Source organism: Pseudomonas sp. St386 (assembly GCF_018325865.1).
GTDB classification, from domain to species: domain Bacteria; phylum Pseudomonadota; class Gammaproteobacteria; order Pseudomonadales; family Pseudomonadaceae; genus Aquipseudomonas; species Aquipseudomonas brassicacearum.
The window spans coordinates 383,513-401,151 of sequence record NZ_AP021900.1 but is presented as its reverse complement, the minus strand read 5'-3'; the positions used below and the strand labels follow the sequence as shown (position 1 = coordinate 401,151).

The window sequence follows — 17,639 nt, the reverse complement described above, 5'->3', positions numbered from 1 at the left end:
CCAGCGGGAGCAAGCTCCCTCGCCACAGGTTCACCCTGTCCCTGGCCCAAACAATTTGCGGCCTATTCATCTAATCAATGCCCCCGCCGATAGCCTCAGATAAGAGCTTGGCCTGTCCCAAGGCTCGGCTGGCGCTCGACTACACTTTCCCAGAATCCCCCCGCTCCAGGAGCAGTAAGCGATGAAAATCCGCACCAAGGTCATAGGCTCGGGGTTGGTCAGTCTTTCTTTTGCGCTATTGCTCGGCGGTATCGGGTTGTGGGGTTATCACTCCATGACCGAGGCCCTGGTGCAGAACGAGACCAGTATTTCGGCCATGCGCAAGCACATGGAGGCGGACATGATGCACGACGCCATTCGTGCCGATGTGCTCGCCGCTCTGCTGGTGAAGCCGGGCGATGCCCAGGGGGCGAAGGAGGTGCTTGAGGCGTTCGATGAGCATACGCAGCGGATGCGCAAGGTTATCGCCGAAAACGCCGAGGCCAAGTTGCCAGGGGATGTCGCCAAGGCGATTGGCGAGCTCAAACCACAGGTCGAAACCTATATCGACAAAGCCAAGCAAATAATCGGCAAGGCACTGAGTGGTTCCCAGGATGGCCATGCGTTGCGCGCAGAGTTCGACAAGGCGTTTTCAGCGCTGGAGGAACGCAACGAGGCGGTGAGCGAACTGATCGAGAACCAGGCGCAGTCGTCCCGCGAGCATCAGGACAGCAGCATTCAAACCTCGCAAACCTGGCTGATCGTTACCTTGTTGGCCACTTGTGTGGCGCTGGCGCTGTTGTCGTGGAGCCTGCTCAAGGCGGTACTTACGCCGCTGAACAAGATCATCCTCAATACCCAGGCGATTTCCCAAGGGGACTTGCAGCGCTCGATGGGGGCCCAGAGCAAGGATGAGCTGGGTCAGTTGCAAGGTGTGATCGAGCAGATGCAGACCAATCTGCGGCAGATGATCGCCACTATCCGCGGTCAGAGCGATGAGTTGCACGGCACGTCCCGGCACCTGGGCGATACGGCGCGGCAGATTGTGTCCAGCGCCGATCAGCAGGCCCAGAGCGCGACTAGCATGGCGGCAAGCATGGAGCAGATGATAGCGAACATCAGCCAGATCCATCAGCACGCCGACAGCGCCCGGACGATTTCCGCGCAGTCCGAACATTTGGCGAGCAGCGGTGGCCAGGTGATTCTCGGGGTGGTGGAGGGCATGAACCGGATCGCTGAAGTGGTCAACCAGTCGTCCAGCAAGATCACGGCACTGGACGCATCGTCCGAGGACATTCATTCCATCATCCAGGTGATCAAGAGCATCGCCGAGCAGACCAATTTGCTGGCCCTCAACGCCGCCATCGAAGCCGCCCGTGCCGGTGAGGCGGGGCGTGGTTTTGCGGTGGTGGCCGACGAGGTGCGCAACCTGGCGGCGCGCACCACGCAGTCCACCCAGGAAATCACCGCGATGATCGAGCGCATCCAGTCCAGCGCCCGGGACGCGGTGGCGAACATGCAGGCGTGCGTCAGCCGTGTGGACGAAGGCGTCAACCTGGCCCAGCAGGCCGGGGTGTCCATCAGCGAAATCCGCACCGGTGCCCGGCATGCGGCCGAAGTGGTGGAGGAGATTTCCCACACCATTGCCGAGCAGTCCAAGGCCAGTGATGAGATGGCTCAGCGGGTGGAGTCGATTGCCGAGCAGTCCCGCGAGAACACCCGCTCGATTCACACCCTGACGCAAACAGCGGATCAATTGAACAATGCGGCGGGGTCGATGCAGGCTTCGGTGCAGCAGTTCAAGATTTGATCAATCGACTGCGCTTCTGTGACGAGGCTTGCTCCTGTTGGCTGCGTGGCAACCTCTGATTTCAATAATCACGAATTGTTGAAAATTATGGCTGGGCAATAATTATTGCCCAGCCATAAAACGCCGTAGAAACCTGACTCACACCTCGCTCACCTCAAACACAAACGAAATCTCCCGCTTCTGGGCACTCCAGACGTACCGAATGTGCTTGCCCTGCGTCGGAATCGAAACAGCCGGCGGGCGAAACGCGGCCACGCATTCGTGGCCGGGCAGGCGGACGCTGTTGTACAGCAGCCCCCAGGACAGGGTTTCACGCAGCTGCCGGGCAAACACTTGGGACGGGCCGTAGGCGGTAGGGTTCGGGTTGTGGAGGTGGGGGTAGTCGTGGCGGATGTCGTGCAGGGGTTTGACGACCTTGTTGACGTAGGTGCGCATGGTCAACTCCAGGTCCGGCTCGTTGGTCGCGCCAAGGAATCGCGCCTGGTGATAGCAGGTCTCGGCGATGGCGGCTTCCTGGCTGCTGGCCGCGTAGTAGACACCGAAGGTGCCGTCGCTGAAGCGGCTGCTTTTGCCGATGTGGGTAAACGCCGCCATCACCGGCGAGGAGCCTGGCCCGGAAATGCGGTCTTCGGGGCGTACCCGGGACAGCACGCCGGCTTGTTCCATCAGCCGATCGTTGGTCAACGCTTCCAGAGCGTAGGCCGTGGGCAGGTCTTCCGGGTCGAGTACGTCTTCAAACAGCGAAATCGGCGGGAAGCTGCTGTTGACGATCCGATAGGCCCGTTTCCATTGCGGGTCCGCCAGTGGTGGCACCATTAACCGCGCACTCCGTCGAGGTATCGCCGCACATCGGCGATGTCCACCACCCGCCCTGTCAGCATGTAGGACAGCGCCGACTGGCCGTTGAACGGTGCCGCGGTGTTGGGGCTGCTGACCCATTGATAAGCACGGTCCCGGCTGTTGCTGAAGATAATACTCAGCGCCTTGTGAATACCCATGAGGTAGGAAATGCGCTCGAGCGTATCGCGAGGCAGCTTCACGTTTTCCGGCAATTGTTTGTATTTGTAGAAGGTCGTGTTCCCCACCTTGCCCAACAATGTTCGCTGCTGCTCGACGCTGCAGCCCCAGAGCGCCATGAGGTTGAAGAAAAACTTCAACGCGACTCGACCCGCATCCGGGGAATCCAATTGTTGCTGTGCGTTGAGGGTAATGGAGGAAGTCGCCATGGGTTTGGGCTCCTTTGTCGCGGGGTGGTGCTTAAAGGATAGTACAGATGTGGATTATTTTTAAGTTTTTATTCGCAAGTGGACTCAACAGATCCCCTATTTGAACAATTCGGCATGACTTCCCAAGTCAACAAACGTAACCAGGGTCGGGCGTAAAACTCACGCAGGATTTCTCGCAAGACAGTCCACCTATGACCCTGCTAACTGATCCCGGCCAGCACCGACTGGGCAAAATCCCCAAATCCCGCATAAGCTCCAACCATCGCATCTCAGCGCTTTTCGGCACAAAATCGCGACAACCGTGGCAAGGTGCATGATGATAGCCCGCATGCACTGCCTGGCCCGGATCAGGTGCACAACAATAGCGAGCCCACTTAAGCAGAGGGCATTACCTCATGGATAGCAGAACCCTACGCAACCTCATGCGTATCGTGCAGACCGGCTCGTTGTCGGCAGCGGCCGAGCATTCGTGCCTCACGGTGCAGGCGTTGGCGGCGCAGTTGAACAAGGTCGAGGAACAGTTCGGTTTCCGGTTGTTCCGGCGCTCGAACAAGGGCCTGACGTTGACGAGCCAAGGCTCGGAACTGACCCCCTTCATGGATCAGGTGCTGGTTGCCACCCGGCAGTTGGAGGAGAAAGTCGCGGCGCTCAAGACCCCGCGACAGCGCACGCTCAGAGTGGCGCTCAATACCACCCTGCCGGCAGAGTTCAACCGGCGAATGATCGACCGGTTGATCGCTGTGTTCCCCCAGTATCAGCTGGAATTCAGCTACGCCGAGTCGATGGAGAACCTGAGCAAGCTCAGGAATGAAGATTTTGACCTGGCGATCCTGATCGGCCAGCAACAGGGCGGTTTTACCAGCATCACCATGCCCGATGTGCAGGTGCGGGTGGTCGGCGCCCATTGTGGCGACGCAGACGATTCCCTTGGCCTGCTCGGTGACAAGTTTCAGGTGCGTCCGGCAGAAGAATGTCCGTATTCCCACAGTTTCCTGCGCTTTCTCGACGCCGGCCTGGGCGAGTACGGCTCGAGCCAGCGCATGGTGTATTCCTGCAGTGAGACGCTGACGTTGTCGTTGATCACTCAGCTCGATGGCTTGGGGCTGGTGTCCCGGGAAGCCGCGCTGCGCAACGGCCTGGCGATTTTCCCGGATTTCGAGGACTTCCTTGAGGTCCGCCTGGCGGTGAACAATCCGGAGTTGTCCGGCCAGGCGCTGCACGATGTGGTGGACCTGACGCTACAGGAACGAACCGAGCGCGATGTACGCCGCCGTGCCCACCGCCACACTGAGAAACAGGTTGCGGCTGAAATACGCACATAACAGCGTCGGAATCGCGGCATAAAACTCAGGGCGGTCGAGTTGTATCCGCTGATCCTTGATCAACAAGGGAGTCAGGCTGATGGCAGCGACGATCGCCACTGGCAGGTATTCCAGGGCGCGGGCGACGAAGGGCGGCCAGTGTTCGGTATTGATCTGCAGCGGCAGGGCGCGTGGCAGGAAGGTCACGGCCATCATCAGGACCACGACCAGAATCAGGAACGTTTGGTCAGGCATACACCCACCCCGCAGCCAACGAACGTGGCAATGAAGACATTGAACGGCGAGTTGCCCAGCAGGCTCAGCCCGCCCATGCAGACGACAGCCGCCAGGGCTGCGATCAGTTTGTTGCGGGTGTTGCACAACGAAACCAGCACATAGAGCATCATCGCCGTCAGGGCATAGTCGAGCTGGTATTTGATGAGGTGCGCCGCGTACTGCGCACACACGGCGCCCAGCAAGCCTCCGAGCACCCAGGATGTATGGCAGAACAGGTTGAAGCCGACCAGATAGCGCACGCTCACCGGCGCCCCGCTGCCGAGCTTGACGCTGTGGAACGCGAACGACTCATCCGTCAGCCCCGCCGCGTAGCACCAGCGCTCTAAACGGCTGAGCCCCAGCGCACGCAGGGCCTTGGCCATGTAGACCGACATCAGCATGTGCCGGGCATTGATCAGGAACGTGGTGAGCACGATGGTGGTCAGCGACGCGCCGCTGGAAATCAACGCCAGCGCCGCGAATTGCGAAGCGCCCGCGTAAACGAACAGGCACATCGCCACCGGCAACCACAAGGGCAACCCGGCGTTGACCGCCATCAGACCGAACACAAACGAAACCGTGAAATAACCCGCTACCACCGGACTGGCTTCAGCAAAGGTACGCGAGGCTTGTGGTTCGACCGCCAGCGGCTGGCTGGAAGTCTTGTTCATAAATCCCTCTCGAAGGTGATTTCACCCCGGGGCTCACAGAAGCCCTGGGCCGCCCAGAAGCGCTTGCCGGCCAGATTAGCATCGTCGACGAAAAGGAACATGCGCAGCACGCCGACCCGCTTCATGTCAGCCGATGCGGCTTCGACCAGTCGCTGGCCCAGGCCTTTGGTGCGATGCTGCGGGCTGACCGCCAAGTGATTGATGGTGCCACGGGTACCGAGCATGCCGCCGATCACCGCGCCCACCACTTCACCGCTCGCATCGATGGCCAGGTAGGCGGTGGTGGTTTCCTGCAATAACACACCGCGCAAGAATCGCGCGTCCTGCCACTCGCAGAACGACACTTCGTCGAAACCGCGAAAAAACCGCTCCAGTCGCTCGGCGTCCCGGACCATGGTCCGGCGCAACAGGACCTGCTGCGCCGGGTCGTCCATGGGTTCGAGCCGTTCAGCGAACAATGTCGAAAGCGGTCCCGGGCCGCGAGAAGGAGATGGCCAGGATCTGCCGGTACGCCATGTCATGGCTATGGGTGTTGCGCGCCGGGGTCACGTAATGGCGCATGTCACGATCAAGGAAGAACGTGGTGTCGAGGATGTCCTCGTAGGTCGTCGCCGCCAGCTGTTCTTCCTGGGCGCTGTACAAGCGGCTTTCCGCACCCGCCACATTCTGACGGCCCCAGAAGTGCACGCCGCTGAACGGATAGCCGTCGCAGTGAATCCCTTCGGGGGTGATTTCCAGTTGTTTGCCCGGCTTGATCTCGATGCGGATCTGATGGATCTGGCACTGCCAGATTTCATCGTGCAGTTCCTGTGGCAGGACGTTCTTGTAAACCTCGAAGTCCGTGTCGATCAGGCTGCGCATCACCGGCGAATTGATCACTTCGTTGGAGAAGTCCTGGAAGTGTCGCTCCAGTCCACCGACATAGCTGTTGTTGGCCTTGGACTGAATGTAGGCCCGGTGTTCAAGCTGCGTGAGCTCACGGGTCGTAGGGTTGTATTCGAAGTCGCTGTAGCGGCGAAAACGCATGCCTGACTCGGCCTGGCCGTAGTAACTGTCGGGCTCCATGTTTTCCCAGCTTTTGGTCAGCCGGACAAAATCGCCGAAATGACCGTAGAGGTTGAAGTCCCCACCGCGAACGTTGACGTATTTGTCACGTCTTAGCGCTTCGCCCACTTCCCTGTTCAGAACGATCATTTTTCATAGGTCTCCGCTGCATTGAGCGGCCTAATCTAGTAGGTGCAGGATTTACGTCCATGAGAAAGTATTTGAGGCATTTCAAGCGGTGCTTGAAACGGCGGATAAAGCTGCATTAGTACGACTTTTGCTCGGGAAAACAGGCGGTTCCAGCGTTATTTTTTGCGTTAAAAGCCAAAAGCACCCGAGTTTGAGGCCGCAACGCTATTCACTTCAGGCATGGCGAGGGAGCAAGCCCCCTCGCCACGGTTTTATCCACTTACAACGCGATCAGGCATCAGAAGACGTTGATCGGGTAATCCACGAACACCCGCAGCTCATTGCCGCTGACGTTGTACTCGCTGGACTTCTGCGACACCCGCAGCACGGAACTGCGCAACCTTACACTCAAGTCCTTGGCCGGGCCGCTCTGGACCACGTACTTGAACTGGTTGAAGATCTCGCGCTCGGTACCGCCTTCGCTGGTAGAGGTGGTGATGTTGTCGCCACGCACATAAGCGACGTTATAGGTCAGGCCCGGCACGCCGAAGGTGGTGAAGTCCAGGCCATAGCCCAACTGCCAGCTGCGTTCGTCTTCAGCGTTGAAGTCGGACCAGTAGGAGTTGGCCAGGTAGATCGTGTTACCACCATCACCCACCCGATTCTGCTCGCGCTGATAGCCGCCGTAGGCATAACCCAGGTTGCTGTCGCCGGTGCTGCGCTGGTGGGCGAGCGTGAAGCTGTGCGGGCCTGTGGCGAAGGTGGCAGCCAGGCTCCAGATCTTGTTGTCATCGCCGGTGACGTTGTTTTCACGAACGTAGCTGTTATCCAGCTTGGTGCGATAGCCGTTGAAATCCAGGGTCAGGGACTGATCCTTGGCCAGCGGGAACACATAGTTGGCGTTCACGTATTGCTTCTTCAATACGTCCTCGACATCCGAAGCGTAGAGCGAAGCCTTGAACTGCTCGGTGAACTGATAGCTGCCGCCCAAGACGTTGATCGACTTCAGGCCACCGCTGTCGCGGCCTTCGGCGCTCTTGCGCGATTCGGCGGTGAAGCGGCCGGCATTGAGTTCCAAGCCCTTGATCTCCTTGGAGGTGATCAGCGTACCGGTGTAGCTTTCCGGCAGCAGGCGCGAGTTGTCATAGCTGAGCACCGGCAGGGCCGGCATCTGGTCGCCGTAGGCCAGCACGGTGTTGGAGACCCGGAACTTGACCGCTGCGCCGAACTTGGACAGATCATCGGCCGCGTTGCCGCTGTCGCCTTGCTTGAAGAAGTCGATGCCGCCCGCACCGCTGCGGCCTTTACCACCGTCCAGACGCAGCGCGTACAGGCCGAACGCATCCACACCGACACCCACGGTGCCCTGGGTGAAACCGGACGAGAAGGTACCTATGGCCGCCTGGCCCCATTCGGCCTTGTCTTCGTTGCCATCTTTGTAGTCGCGGTTGATATAAGCGTTGCGCAACAGCACTTTCAAGCTGCTGTCTTCAACGAACCCTTTGGACTCAGCCTGGTCGTTGGCCATGGCGTGTGTCGTGCTCAAGATCCCCAGTGCGATCAAACTAATGCGCTTGTTCAACATGATTATTTTCCTTGTACGGGTTGATACGCACTGCGGCGGGCAACCGAAATGGCGCTTTTGCGCTCTTTTTCGGACTCTTGCTCCTGAAAATAATGAAAAGGCCCGCCCACGAATGATCGTGTCGGGCCTTTTTATTATTTAAGAGTCATGGCTGTTAGCCACAGGCGTAGGACGAATCCTAGTCTCGCCCTCAACGGTGTGTCAATTTCGTGAATCGTCTGTAATTAGGCGAAAAACATCTAAGAATCGATCAAAACGAACAACCATCCAGACCGCAGGCCGACGATGGCGTAGAGGCCTGCTCCGGCAAGACTTGCGTCAGCCATTGGGCGAATGCCTCGGGTTTGCCGAGCCAAGGGCCGATGTCGATCAGCGTGAACTGGCCGTCCTGCTCCAGGGCAAAGGTCGGGAAACCCTGGCCGCCGACCTGGGCCAGCAAGGTACGACTGGCCTTGATATGCCCCTGCACGTCAACCGCGCGCAACGCCGCCAGGAACGCCTGGGCCGGCAGGCCAATGGATTGAGCGAGCTCCAGCAGGACGGCTTCGTCAGCGATGCGCCGGCCTTCGACGTAGTGCGCGGTTTGCAGGCGCCCGAGCAATTCCAGGCCGTGGCCGCCGAGCTCTTCGGCAGCGAGGATGGCGGCGGTCGGCGGCGCCGAATCGAACACGGCGCTGTGGTCACGCAGCAAACCTTCGAAATAGGCCTCGCCAAACGGCTGTCCGGAATATTCGGCGATGCGCCGGTCGTGGGGCATCACGTAATTGCGCAATTGTGGCGAGACCTGCTGGCGATTGGCACCGGTCATCATGCCGCCGCCATGGGCAATCACCGGCAATACGCTTCGGGCGGCCTGCACCAGCGGCTTGGCGCCGTAGCACCAGCCGCACAGCGGGTCGTAGATGTAGTGAAGGGTGGTCATGGGAACTCCGCTAGCCGTCAGGATTCGATGACAGCAGGGTAGCCTCAGGAGGGCTGCGGAAAAACGCTGGAATGGCTTTCAATCTATTTCGCGGATCGGTCGAATTCCCACTGAATTTGAACACCACCCCTTGTGGGAGCGAGCTTGCTCGCGATGGCAGTGTGTCAGTCAACAGCAGTGTTGTTGATCCACCGCTATCGCGAGCAAGCTCGCTCCCACAGGGATTTGTGTGAATTCGAAAGCCAGCGGACACAAAAAAAGCGCTGCCATCCCGGCCAGCGCTTTTTATCAATCCGTCGAATTCTATCCTTGCATCACATCCCACAACGCTTCCAGCTCTGCCTCGCTGAACAAGCCAACGGGGTAACGTTCAACGATCATCCGGCGCGGATCAGGTTCTCTGATCTGACGCGTTCCGTTGGACTTCAACCACTGCGCCAAGGCTTGAAGCGACTCACCATTAACGGCCAAGGGATGGCATGTGCGCTCGCTTGTCATATTCATTCCAGCGCCCTCTCCTGGTTGATGAGCGGCCAATTTATCCAAGGTTTATGACAAAACAACGCAGTTCCGCTCCCCGAAACTGCCGGAACACTGATACAAGAGCTATGCCAACGTATCCATGACAGCTATAAACAGACACAAAAAAACCCACGACCCAATTGGGCCGCGGGCTTGCCAGGATGGATCCAAAACCGCCGACTTAGAGCCGACGCGTTCGATAAAACCCAGCTGTTACATCGCCACTCATTTTGCCCGCGGTGCAGGTTGCTGTTGAGTAAGGCAATGGATATTGCCGCCCCCCAGTAACAGTTCACGTCCTGGCACCATGACCACTTCGTGCTGCGGGAACAGGTTCTGCAGGATATCCCTGGCCGGTGCGTCCAGCGGATCGTCAAAACTTGGGGCGATGATGCCGCCGTTGACGATCAGGAAATTCACATAAGAACCGGCCAGCCGCACGGTTGGGTTGCGCTCCTGGGAACCTTCCACCGCATCGACGCCGGCACATTCTTCCTCGGTGGCGTACAACGGCCCCGGAATCGGCATTTTGTGCACTGTGAATGGGCGTCCCTTGGCGTCAGTGCTGTTTTGCAGCACGTTCATCGCCGCGTGGCAACGGGTGTAGTTCGGGTCTTGCGGGTCGTCGGTCCAGGCAAGCAGCACTTCACCCGGCCGCACGTAGCAGCAGAAGTTATCCACATGGCCATCGGTTTCGTCATTGAACAGACCGTCCGGCAGCCAGATGATCTTGTCCACCGCCAACTGCGCGCTGAGCACCGCCTCGATCTCTTCGCGGCTCAAGTGCGGGTTGCGATTGCGGTTGAGCAGGCACTCTTCGGTAGTGATCAGGGTGCCTTCACCATCCACGTGGATCGAGCCGCCCTCGAGCACAAAACCTTCGGTGCGATAACGCGGGCTGCGCTCGATCTCGAGGATCTTGCCGGCCACTTGCGCATCACGGTTCCACGGCGCATACAGGCCACCGTCGAAACCGCCCCAGGCGTTGAAATCCCAATCGACACCGCGCACTGCGCCGTTGTCATTGATGATGAACGTCGGCCCTGTGTCGCGAACCCAGGCGTCGTCGCTGGACATTTCCACCAGGCGGATATTCGGCACGTCGAGACACGCCCGGGCATTTTCATATTGGGCCGCAGACACCGCCACGGTCACCGGTTCAAAACGGGCGATGGCCTTGGCGACGGCTACGTGAGCGGCCTGCGCGGGCTTGCCGCCCAGGCGCCAGTTGTCCGGACGCTCGGGCCAGATCATCCAGACCTGGGTCTGGGTCGCCCACTCGGCAGGCATGTGGAAACCATCCGCGCGGGGAGTGCTGTGCAACGTTGTCATGGGTCATCTCCTGGGCGATGGGCAGCGGCAACTTTATAAACGATAAATATCGACTAATAAAGCCAGAAAAACTAGCACCCATCAAAAAATAGCGCCAAACATCGACAAAAATCGATTTAAAAAACCGCAAAACCCTGTGGGAGCGAGCTTGCTCGCGATAGCGTTGGGTCAGCCAAATCAATATTGGCTTGGGCACCGTCCATCGCGAGCAAGCTCGATCCCACAGGGGAACAGCTTGGCGTTCCAGATTAGTTACAGCCCCTCGTCCAAGACCTTCACCAGCATATCGACGAAGAAATCCACGCTCTGGCGCGTGGTGACCATCGGCGGCTTGATCTTGAGGATGTTCAGGTAATCGCCGGTCGGCTGCATGAAAATCCCCAACGTTCGCAGACGGTTGCACAGCGCCGTGGTTTCTTCAGTGGCCGGCTCCAACGTGTCGCGGTCGCGGATCAGTTCCACGCCCAGGTAGAACCCGGAGCCATGCACCGCGCCGACCAATGGATAGCGGTCGATCAAGGCCTCCAGCCGCGCCTTGAAGTGCCCGCCCACCACCCGGGCGTTTTCCCAGAGATTCTCTTCTTCCATGACATCCAGCACCGCCATGCCGATCTGGCAACTGACCGGACTGCCTCCGGCCGACGAAAAGAAATACCCCTCGGCTTCCAGCGCCTCGGCGATCTCCCGGCGGGTAATGACCGCGCCCAGCGGCTGGCCGTTGCCCATGCCCTTGGCCATGGTGATGATGTCCGGCACCACGCCTTGCTCTTCAAAGCCCCAGAAAAACTCGCCCATGCGCCCGTAACCGACCTGTACTTCGTCGGCGATGCAGACCCCACCGCGCTCGCGCACCATCGCATAGACCTGCTTCAGGTAACCGGGCGGCAGCGCAATCCCACCGGCGTTGCCGTATACCGGTTCGCAGATGAAACCGGCGAGCTGGCGCTTGTTTTCAGCGATTTTCGCCAGGTTGTGTTCGACGCTGCGCACGTAGTCCGGCGCAGTGTGGGGGCCACGGAATTCGCCGCGATAGGTGTTCGGGGCAGTCACCGGATGCACCCAGTCCGGGCGGCTGCTCAGGGCCTGGGGGTTGTCGGCGATGGACGTCGAGACCGCATCGGCCGCCACCGACCAGCCGTGATAGGCCTCCAATACGCTGAGCATGTCCCGCCCGCCGCTGTAGGCCCAGGCCAGGCGGATCGCCAGGTCGTTGGCCTCGGTGCCGCTATTGACCAGGAACACCCGATCCATGTTGGACGGCGACAGCGCCAGCAGGCGCTCGGAAAATTCGGCAACCGCCGCATAGTGGAAACGCGAGTTGGTATTGAGCAGCGACCACTGCCGGGCAGCCACTGCCGCCATGCGTGGATGGCCGTGGCCCAGCACCGCGACATTGTTGAGCATGTCCAGGTAGGAGCGGCCCTGCATGTCGATCAGGTGATTGCGCCAGCCACGCTCGATACGCGGCGGATCGACGTAATAGTGCTTCTGCGAACGGGCAAAGCTCGCATCGCGACGGGCCAGCAGTAACTCGGGATCGATCTCCGGTTCGGCATCGCAAGCCAGTCCCAGCAGCACCGCTGGCGAAGGACACAGCGCCTGCCAGGCCAGTGCCCTGGAGGGCGCGCAGAACAGCGGTGGACTCACCTGGGCGCCCCTACACAACTGGACCCGCAACGGCCCCGTCACTTCGCCCAGCACCTGCCCCTTGACCAGTGCCGCGCCGGAATGCAGCGGCGACGTCACGCCCCACAGCCGCACGCTCAACTGCGCGCTGTCCAGTTGCAACAGGCCGTCGGCCGTCTTGTGCACGACCCCAGCGAACGGGGATTCGAGCGGCGTCCCCCGAGGAACGCTCAACTCCACGTGCAGTGGATAAGTATCGGGTTCGACGGCGCTGTCCGGCCGAGTGCGGGATAACCGGTACTGCCCATAGCGACTGGCGGCCAGGCCATGAACGCCCGCGGCCTCACTCAGCAGGCGTTGGTCGATCCCCGGCTGCTCCCAATTGCCGGCCTCGAAATGCGGGCTCAGTACACCCAGGTCAATCAGCGCGAACTCACGCCCCACCAGGGTCGGCAACAGCGGCGCAAAGCCTTCGCTGGCGATGGGCGGCAGGCTGTGGCCGACGGCGCTGAGAATCGCCGCTTCCATCAACTCGAAGGGCACCGAGTGGGCGACCCGGAAAATCTCCCACTCATGGGCCAGGTTGTCACGGCTGTATTGGTTGTCCGGATCGATGGAAACCTGCTGCTCACCGCTGAGCACCAATACCGCGGCGCGCGCCACGATCAGTGGCCACAGCGCCAACAGTTCTTCGCGTTGCAAGGGGTTGACCGCCTGGTAGGCCTTGATCGCCGGCAAGATGAAGAACGGGTCGCCGTCGGCGTGGTGCAGCAGGGCCGCGCACGTCACCGACAAGTCAGTGATGCGCCAGGTGCGGATCAGGTCGCCGAAATCGATGACGCCCTGCAATTGCCATTGGCGCTGGGCATCGCGCTGCCAGACCACGTTGTCATCGGTGATGTCCATATGGATCGCCTGCACCGGCAGGCTGGCCTTGAGCGGCTGCAAACGACGCTCGGCCTGTTGCGCAACCTCGGCGATCAGCTGTCGCCGTTGATCGTCGTCGATGACCGGCAACAGGTGATCGACCAAGGCAGGGGCGTGGCGCGCGTCCCATTGCAGGGTACGCTCCAGGCCTGGGTGGTCGAATGTCGCCAGGGCCAGGTCCATTTCCGCGCACAGGCGACCCAGGCCGGTCACCAGCTCAGGCGGCAAGTGCTTGAGCTGCGTGAGGGACTGGCCGTCGATGTACTCAAGCAGTCGCATATGGACCGCTTGCCCGTCGACGTCCAATGTCAGCAGGTCCTGGCCGTTGCTGGCGGTAATCACCCGCGGCACCTTCACCGCGCCGTGCCCGGCCAACAGCTTGAGGGCAGCGTGTTGGGCCTGGAGCTCCTGGACGGCGTAGTCGCCATGGCAAATTTTCAGCACAAAGCGCCCGCGCTCGCTGTCGACGCGGTAGTTGAGGTCCTGGTTGCTGCCAAGGGGTCGCAGGTCACCGCTGAGTCCGTAATTCAAGCGCAACAGCACCAACGCCTGCTCGGCGCTGATCTGTGGGCTTGGCAAACTGGCACGGTGAACCAACGTAGTGAGTGGCATACAACGACCCCTGAGGTGGTTTTGATCGGATGACTATCACGCCACTGAGTCGTGGGATAAGCAACCCCTCTTACTTACGCACCCTGGTATTGGGCCTGCGGTGAGAGGATTTATCCCAACGCACAGGTTCATTCTTGCGCTGGTCGCCTGTCGACGCAGCAATATCCCCCTTGCGCCGCCCCCGCCATGCCTACAAGCTATGCTCTTATCGCTCTACTCTCTGGTCCAAAAGGCTTACTGGATGCGCATTCTCATCACTGGCGGTGCCGGCTTCATCGGCTCGGCTCTCATACGGCACTTGATTCTTGATACCGGGCACCAGGTCCTGAACCTCGACAAGCTGACCTATGCTGGCAATCTCGAATCGCTGAGCAGCATCGATCACGACAGTCGCTACGAATTCGTCCAAGCGGATATCGTCGATCAATCAACCGTCAGTGCAGTGCTGGCGCGATTCAAGCCTGACGCCATCATGCATCTGGCGGCCGAGTCCCATGTAGACCGCTCCATTGATGGCCCGGCGGACTTCATCCAGACCAATATCGTGGGCACCTACAGCCTGCTGGAAGCCACTCGAGCCTATTGGCAGACCCTGCCCGAGCCGCAGAAGCGCGCGTTTCGCTTCCACCACATTTCCACCGACGAAGTGTATGGCGACCTGCACGGTGTGGATGACCTGTTCACCGAAACCACCGCCTACGCCCCAAGCTCACCGTACTCGGCGAGCAAGGCGGCGTCCGACCACCTGGTCCGCGCCTGGCAACGCACCTATGGCTTGCCCGTGCTGTTGACTAACTGCTCGAACAACTACGGGCCGTTTCACTTCCCCGAGAAGCTGATTCCACTGGTGATTCTCAACGCACTGGCCGGTAAGCCATTGCCGGTCTATGGCAACGGCCAGCAAGTGCGCGACTGGCTGTTCGTCGAAGACCATGCCCGTGCACTGCTCAAGGTCGTTACAGAAGGCGCGGTCGGTGAGACTTACAACATTGGCGGCCACAACGAGCAGAAAAACATCGACGTGGTGCGCAGTATCTGCGCGTTGCTCGAAGAACTGGCGCCACGCAAACCCGAAGGGGTCGAGCACTATGCCGACCTGATCAGCTTCGTCCAGGATCGCCCCGGCCACGACCTGCGCTATGCCATCGACGCCAGCAAGATCGAACGGGAACTGGGCTGGACGCCTCAAGAAACCTTCGAGACCGGGCTGCGCAAGACCGTGCAGTGGTACCTCGAAAACCTGCTGTGGTGCCAACGTGTCCAGGACGGCAGCTATCAGGGCGAGCGCCTGGGCTCGCTCGACAACAAGGATACGATTGCGTAATGAAAGGCATTATTCTGGCCGGCGGTTCCGGCACACGCTTGCACCCGATTACCCTCGGCGTTTCCAAACAGCTATTGCCGGTTTATGACAAGCCGATGATCTATTACCCGATCTCGGTGCTGATGCTCGCCGGCATCAAGGACATCCTGGTGATTTCCACCCCGCAGGACCTGCCGCAATACCGCAATCTGCTGGGCGACGGCCAACAGTTTGGCGTGCAGTTCAGCTACGCCGAGCAGCCGTCGCCCGATGGCCTGGCCCAAGCGTTCCTGATCGGCGAGCAATTCATTGGCAGCGACTCGGTGTGCCTGATCCTGGGCGACAACATTTTCCACGGCCAGCATTTTGGCGAACAATTGCAGACCGCCGTCAACCGGCAGAGTGGCGCGACGGTGTTCGGCTACTGGGTCAAGGACCCTGAGCGTTTTGGCGTGATCGACTTCGATACAGAAGGACGGGCGATATCCATCGAAGAGAAACCCACCGCGCCCAAATCCAGCTACGCGGTGACCGGCCTGTATTTCTACGATAACGACGTGATCAAGATCGCCAAGGCCATCAAGCCGTCCAAGCGCGGCGAACTGGAAATCACCGACGTCAACAATGCCTACCTGCAACGCGGCGACCTGCACGTCGAGCGCTTCGGTCGTGGTTTCGCCTGGCTGGACACCGGCACCCACGACAGCCTGCTGGAAGCCTCGCAATACGTGCAGACCATCGAACATCGCCAAGGCCTGAAAGTGGCATGCCTGGAAGAAATTGCCTACCAGCAAGGCTGGGTCAGCCGCGAGCACGTCCTCGAGCGTGCCCAGTATTTTGGCAAGACCGGCTACGGCCAGTACTTGTTCAATATCGCCGGAGAAACACGATGAAGGTCATCGCCACTCGCTTGCCAGACGTCCTGGTCATCGAACCGAAAGTCTTTGGCGACGACCGGGGTTTTTTCTACGAAAGCTTCAATGCCCGGGCGTTTGCCGAAGCGACTGGCTGCACCCTGCAGTTCGTCCAGGACAATCATTCACGCTCCACCAGGGGCGTGCTGCGGGGCCTGCACTACCAGATCGAACAGGCCCAGGGAAAACTCGTGCGCGTCACGGCGGGGGAAGTGCTGGATGTCGCGGTGGACATCCGCCGCAGCTCGCCGACCTTCGGCCAATGGGCCAGCGTGCGCCTGTCGGCGCAGAACCATCGGCAAATGTGGGTCCCGCCAGGGTTTGCCCACGGTTTCGTCGTACTGAGCGAATCAGCGGACTTCCTCTACAAGACCACTGATTACTACGCACCCTCGGCCGAGCGCTGCATTCGCTGGGACGATCCGCAGTTGGCCATCGATTGGGAGTTCGAAGGCGCGCCGATCCTCTCGGCCAAGGATCAGAATGGCAAGGCCCTGCACGAGGCAGACCTGTTCCCATGAGTACCCCCTTGCGTATCCTGATCATCGGCCAGAATGGCCAGGTTTCCCGGGCGCTCCAATCGCGCCTGAGCGGCCTGGGCGAGTTGATCGTATGGGGCAGCGACCAGCTCGATCTGGCACAACCGGATTCCCTGCGCGCGCCCATCGAAGCCCTCAAGCCCGGCCTGATCATCAATGCCGCCGCCCACACGGCCGTCGACCAGGCCGAAAGTGAACCGGAGCGGGCGTTCGCCATCAATGCCACGGCACCGGGCATCCTGGCCCAGGCAGCGGTTGCGCTGGGCGTCCCGCTGATTCATTACTCCACCGACTACGTCTTCGATGGCCTCAAGCCGGCCCCCTACACCGAAGACGACACGCCCAACCCGCTGAGTGTCTACGGACGCAGCAAACTGGCCGGCGAGAATGCCATCCGCCAGGCTGGCGGCCAGCACCTGATTCTGCGCACCAGCTGGGTGTACTCCACCGAGGGCCGCAACTTCCTGTTGACCATGCAGCGCCTGTTGCAGGAAAAACCGCAGCTGCGGGTGGTCGCCGACCAGGTCGGCGCACCGACCTGGGCCGGCACCATTGCCGACAGCACCGCGCAACTGATCGAGCGCTGGCAGGCCGGCCAACCCGGCGCCTGGGGCACCTATCATCTGACAGCCCGGGGCGAGACGTCCTGGTTCGGTTTCGCCCAGGCCATCGGCGAAAACCTGCTCGATCGGCACAAACCGTGTGCGCTGCTGGAGCCCATTGAATCCAGCGCCTATCCGACTCCAGCCCCGCGGCCACTCAACTCGCGCCTGGATTGCACGCGCCTGTTCAAGGAGTGGGGGGTGAGCCAACCGGACTGGCGAAGTGCGTTGCAGCAGTGCCTTGCCGGACAAACCTAGTACTGCCTTACAAATAGTATTTGCAAGGCAACTAGGCATAATACGCCTGTCACCACAGGCG

The 17,639-nt window shown here is 60.3% G+C and carries 17 protein-coding genes; 6 read left to right on the top strand and 11 right to left on the bottom strand.

Translation table 11 applies throughout. From position 1 onward, the window contains the following. Positions 1-181 precede the first annotated feature (181 nt). A complete protein-coding gene (locus KI235_RS01730; protein WP_027911787.1) occupies positions 182-1,789 on the top strand; it encodes a methyl-accepting chemotaxis protein in 1,608 nt (535 codons plus the stop codon). A gap of 138 nt (positions 1,790-1,927) precedes the next feature. Here KI235_RS01730 and KI235_RS01725 read toward each other — a convergent pair whose 3' ends face one another. Together KI235_RS01725 and KI235_RS01720 are read right to left on the bottom strand one after the other, a co-directional pair. After that, a complete protein-coding gene (locus KI235_RS01725; RefSeq protein WP_053161727.1) occupies positions 1,928-2,605 on the bottom strand; it encodes an RES family NAD+ phosphorylase in 678 nt (225 codons plus the stop codon). Further along, on the bottom strand, positions 2,605-3,015 hold the full coding sequence (locus KI235_RS01720; protein WP_003196771.1) for an MbcA/ParS/Xre antitoxin family protein: 411 nt from the start codon (positions 3,013-3,015) through the stop codon (positions 2,605-2,607). Before KI235_RS01720 ends, KI235_RS01725 begins: the two co-directional genes overlap by 1 nt. 395 nt (positions 3,016-3,410) lie before the next feature. Between KI235_RS01720 and KI235_RS01715 the strand changes: the two genes are divergently transcribed. Next, positions 3,411-4,337, top strand: coding sequence for a LysR family transcriptional regulator (locus tag KI235_RS01715; protein ID WP_003196769.1), 927 nt, complete (start codon positions 3,411-3,413; stop codon positions 4,335-4,337). Here KI235_RS01715 and KI235_RS01710 read toward each other — a convergent pair. From KI235_RS01710 to KI235_RS01670, 9 genes are all read right to left on the bottom strand, one after another. Continuing rightward, the gene (locus KI235_RS01710; RefSeq protein ID WP_013692053.1) at positions 4,254-4,571 is read right to left on the bottom strand and encodes an AzlD domain-containing protein; all 318 of its coding nucleotides are present in this window, start codon (positions 4,569-4,571) and stop codon (positions 4,254-4,256) included. The two genes, KI235_RS01715 and KI235_RS01710, sit on opposite strands and share 84 nt — an antisense overlap. Then, positions 4,550-5,263: an AzlC family ABC transporter permease gene (locus KI235_RS01705; RefSeq protein WP_212795455.1), complete on the bottom strand. Its 714-nt coding sequence runs from the start codon at positions 5,261-5,263 to the stop codon at positions 4,550-4,552. The genes KI235_RS01710 and KI235_RS01705 overlap by 22 nt, the downstream gene beginning before the upstream one ends. Then, entirely contained in the window at positions 5,260-5,697 is a 438-nt protein-coding gene (locus KI235_RS01700) for a GNAT family N-acetyltransferase (protein ID WP_003196766.1), read from the bottom strand. Before KI235_RS01700 ends, KI235_RS01705 begins: the two co-directional genes overlap by 4 nt. 13 nt (positions 5,698-5,710) lie before the next feature. After that, complete coding sequence (locus tag KI235_RS01695) at positions 5,711-6,457, bottom strand: 2OG-Fe dioxygenase family protein (protein WP_003196764.1); 747 nt, start codon at positions 6,455-6,457, stop codon at positions 5,711-5,713. Between the two features lie 277 nt (positions 6,458-6,734). Further along, entirely contained in the window at positions 6,735-8,021 is a 1,287-nt protein-coding gene (locus tag KI235_RS01690; protein WP_003196762.1) for an OprD family porin, read from the bottom strand. Positions 8,022-8,271: 250 nt separating this feature from the next. After that, complete coding sequence (locus tag KI235_RS01685) at positions 8,272-8,943, bottom strand: DsbA family protein (protein WP_027911788.1); 672 nt, start codon at positions 8,941-8,943, stop codon at positions 8,272-8,274. A gap of 303 nt (positions 8,944-9,246) precedes the next feature. After that, the gene (locus KI235_RS01680; RefSeq protein WP_003196752.1) at positions 9,247-9,447 is read right to left on the bottom strand and encodes a hypothetical protein; all 201 of its coding nucleotides are present in this window, start codon (positions 9,445-9,447) and stop codon (positions 9,247-9,249) included. 243 nt (positions 9,448-9,690) lie between these two features. After that, positions 9,691-10,797, bottom strand: coding sequence for an agmatine deiminase (aguA, locus tag KI235_RS01675; protein WP_013692049.1), 1,107 nt, complete (start codon positions 10,795-10,797; stop codon positions 9,691-9,693). 252 nt (positions 10,798-11,049) lie between these two features. After that, a complete protein-coding gene (locus KI235_RS01670) occupies positions 11,050-13,962 on the bottom strand; it encodes an aminotransferase (RefSeq protein WP_003196748.1) in 2,913 nt (970 codons plus the stop codon). A 241-nt stretch (positions 13,963-14,203) separates the two neighbouring features. Here KI235_RS01670 and rfbB point away from each other — a divergent pair, with 241 nt between their 5' ends. From rfbB to rfbD, 4 genes are read left to right on the top strand one after another with little or no spacing between them, the layout of a single operon-like run. Next, the gene (gene rfbB, locus KI235_RS01665; protein ID WP_003196746.1) at positions 14,204-15,286 is read left to right on the top strand and encodes a dTDP-glucose 4,6-dehydratase; all 1,083 of its coding nucleotides are present in this window, start codon (positions 14,204-14,206) and stop codon (positions 15,284-15,286) included. Then, entirely contained in the window at positions 15,286-16,158 is an 873-nt protein-coding gene (rfbA, locus tag KI235_RS01660; protein ID WP_003196744.1) for a glucose-1-phosphate thymidylyltransferase RfbA, read from the top strand. The genes rfbB and rfbA overlap by 1 nt, the downstream gene beginning before the upstream one ends. Then, a complete protein-coding gene (gene rfbC / locus KI235_RS01655) occupies positions 16,155-16,700 on the top strand; it encodes a dTDP-4-dehydrorhamnose 3,5-epimerase (protein ID WP_003196741.1) in 546 nt (181 codons plus the stop codon). Before rfbA ends, rfbC begins: the two co-directional genes overlap by 4 nt. Then, complete coding sequence (gene rfbD / locus KI235_RS01650; RefSeq protein WP_212795454.1) at positions 16,697-17,578, top strand: dTDP-4-dehydrorhamnose reductase; 882 nt, start codon at positions 16,697-16,699, stop codon at positions 17,576-17,578. The genes rfbC and rfbD overlap by 4 nt, the downstream gene beginning before the upstream one ends. Positions 17,579-17,639 lie beyond the last annotated feature (61 nt).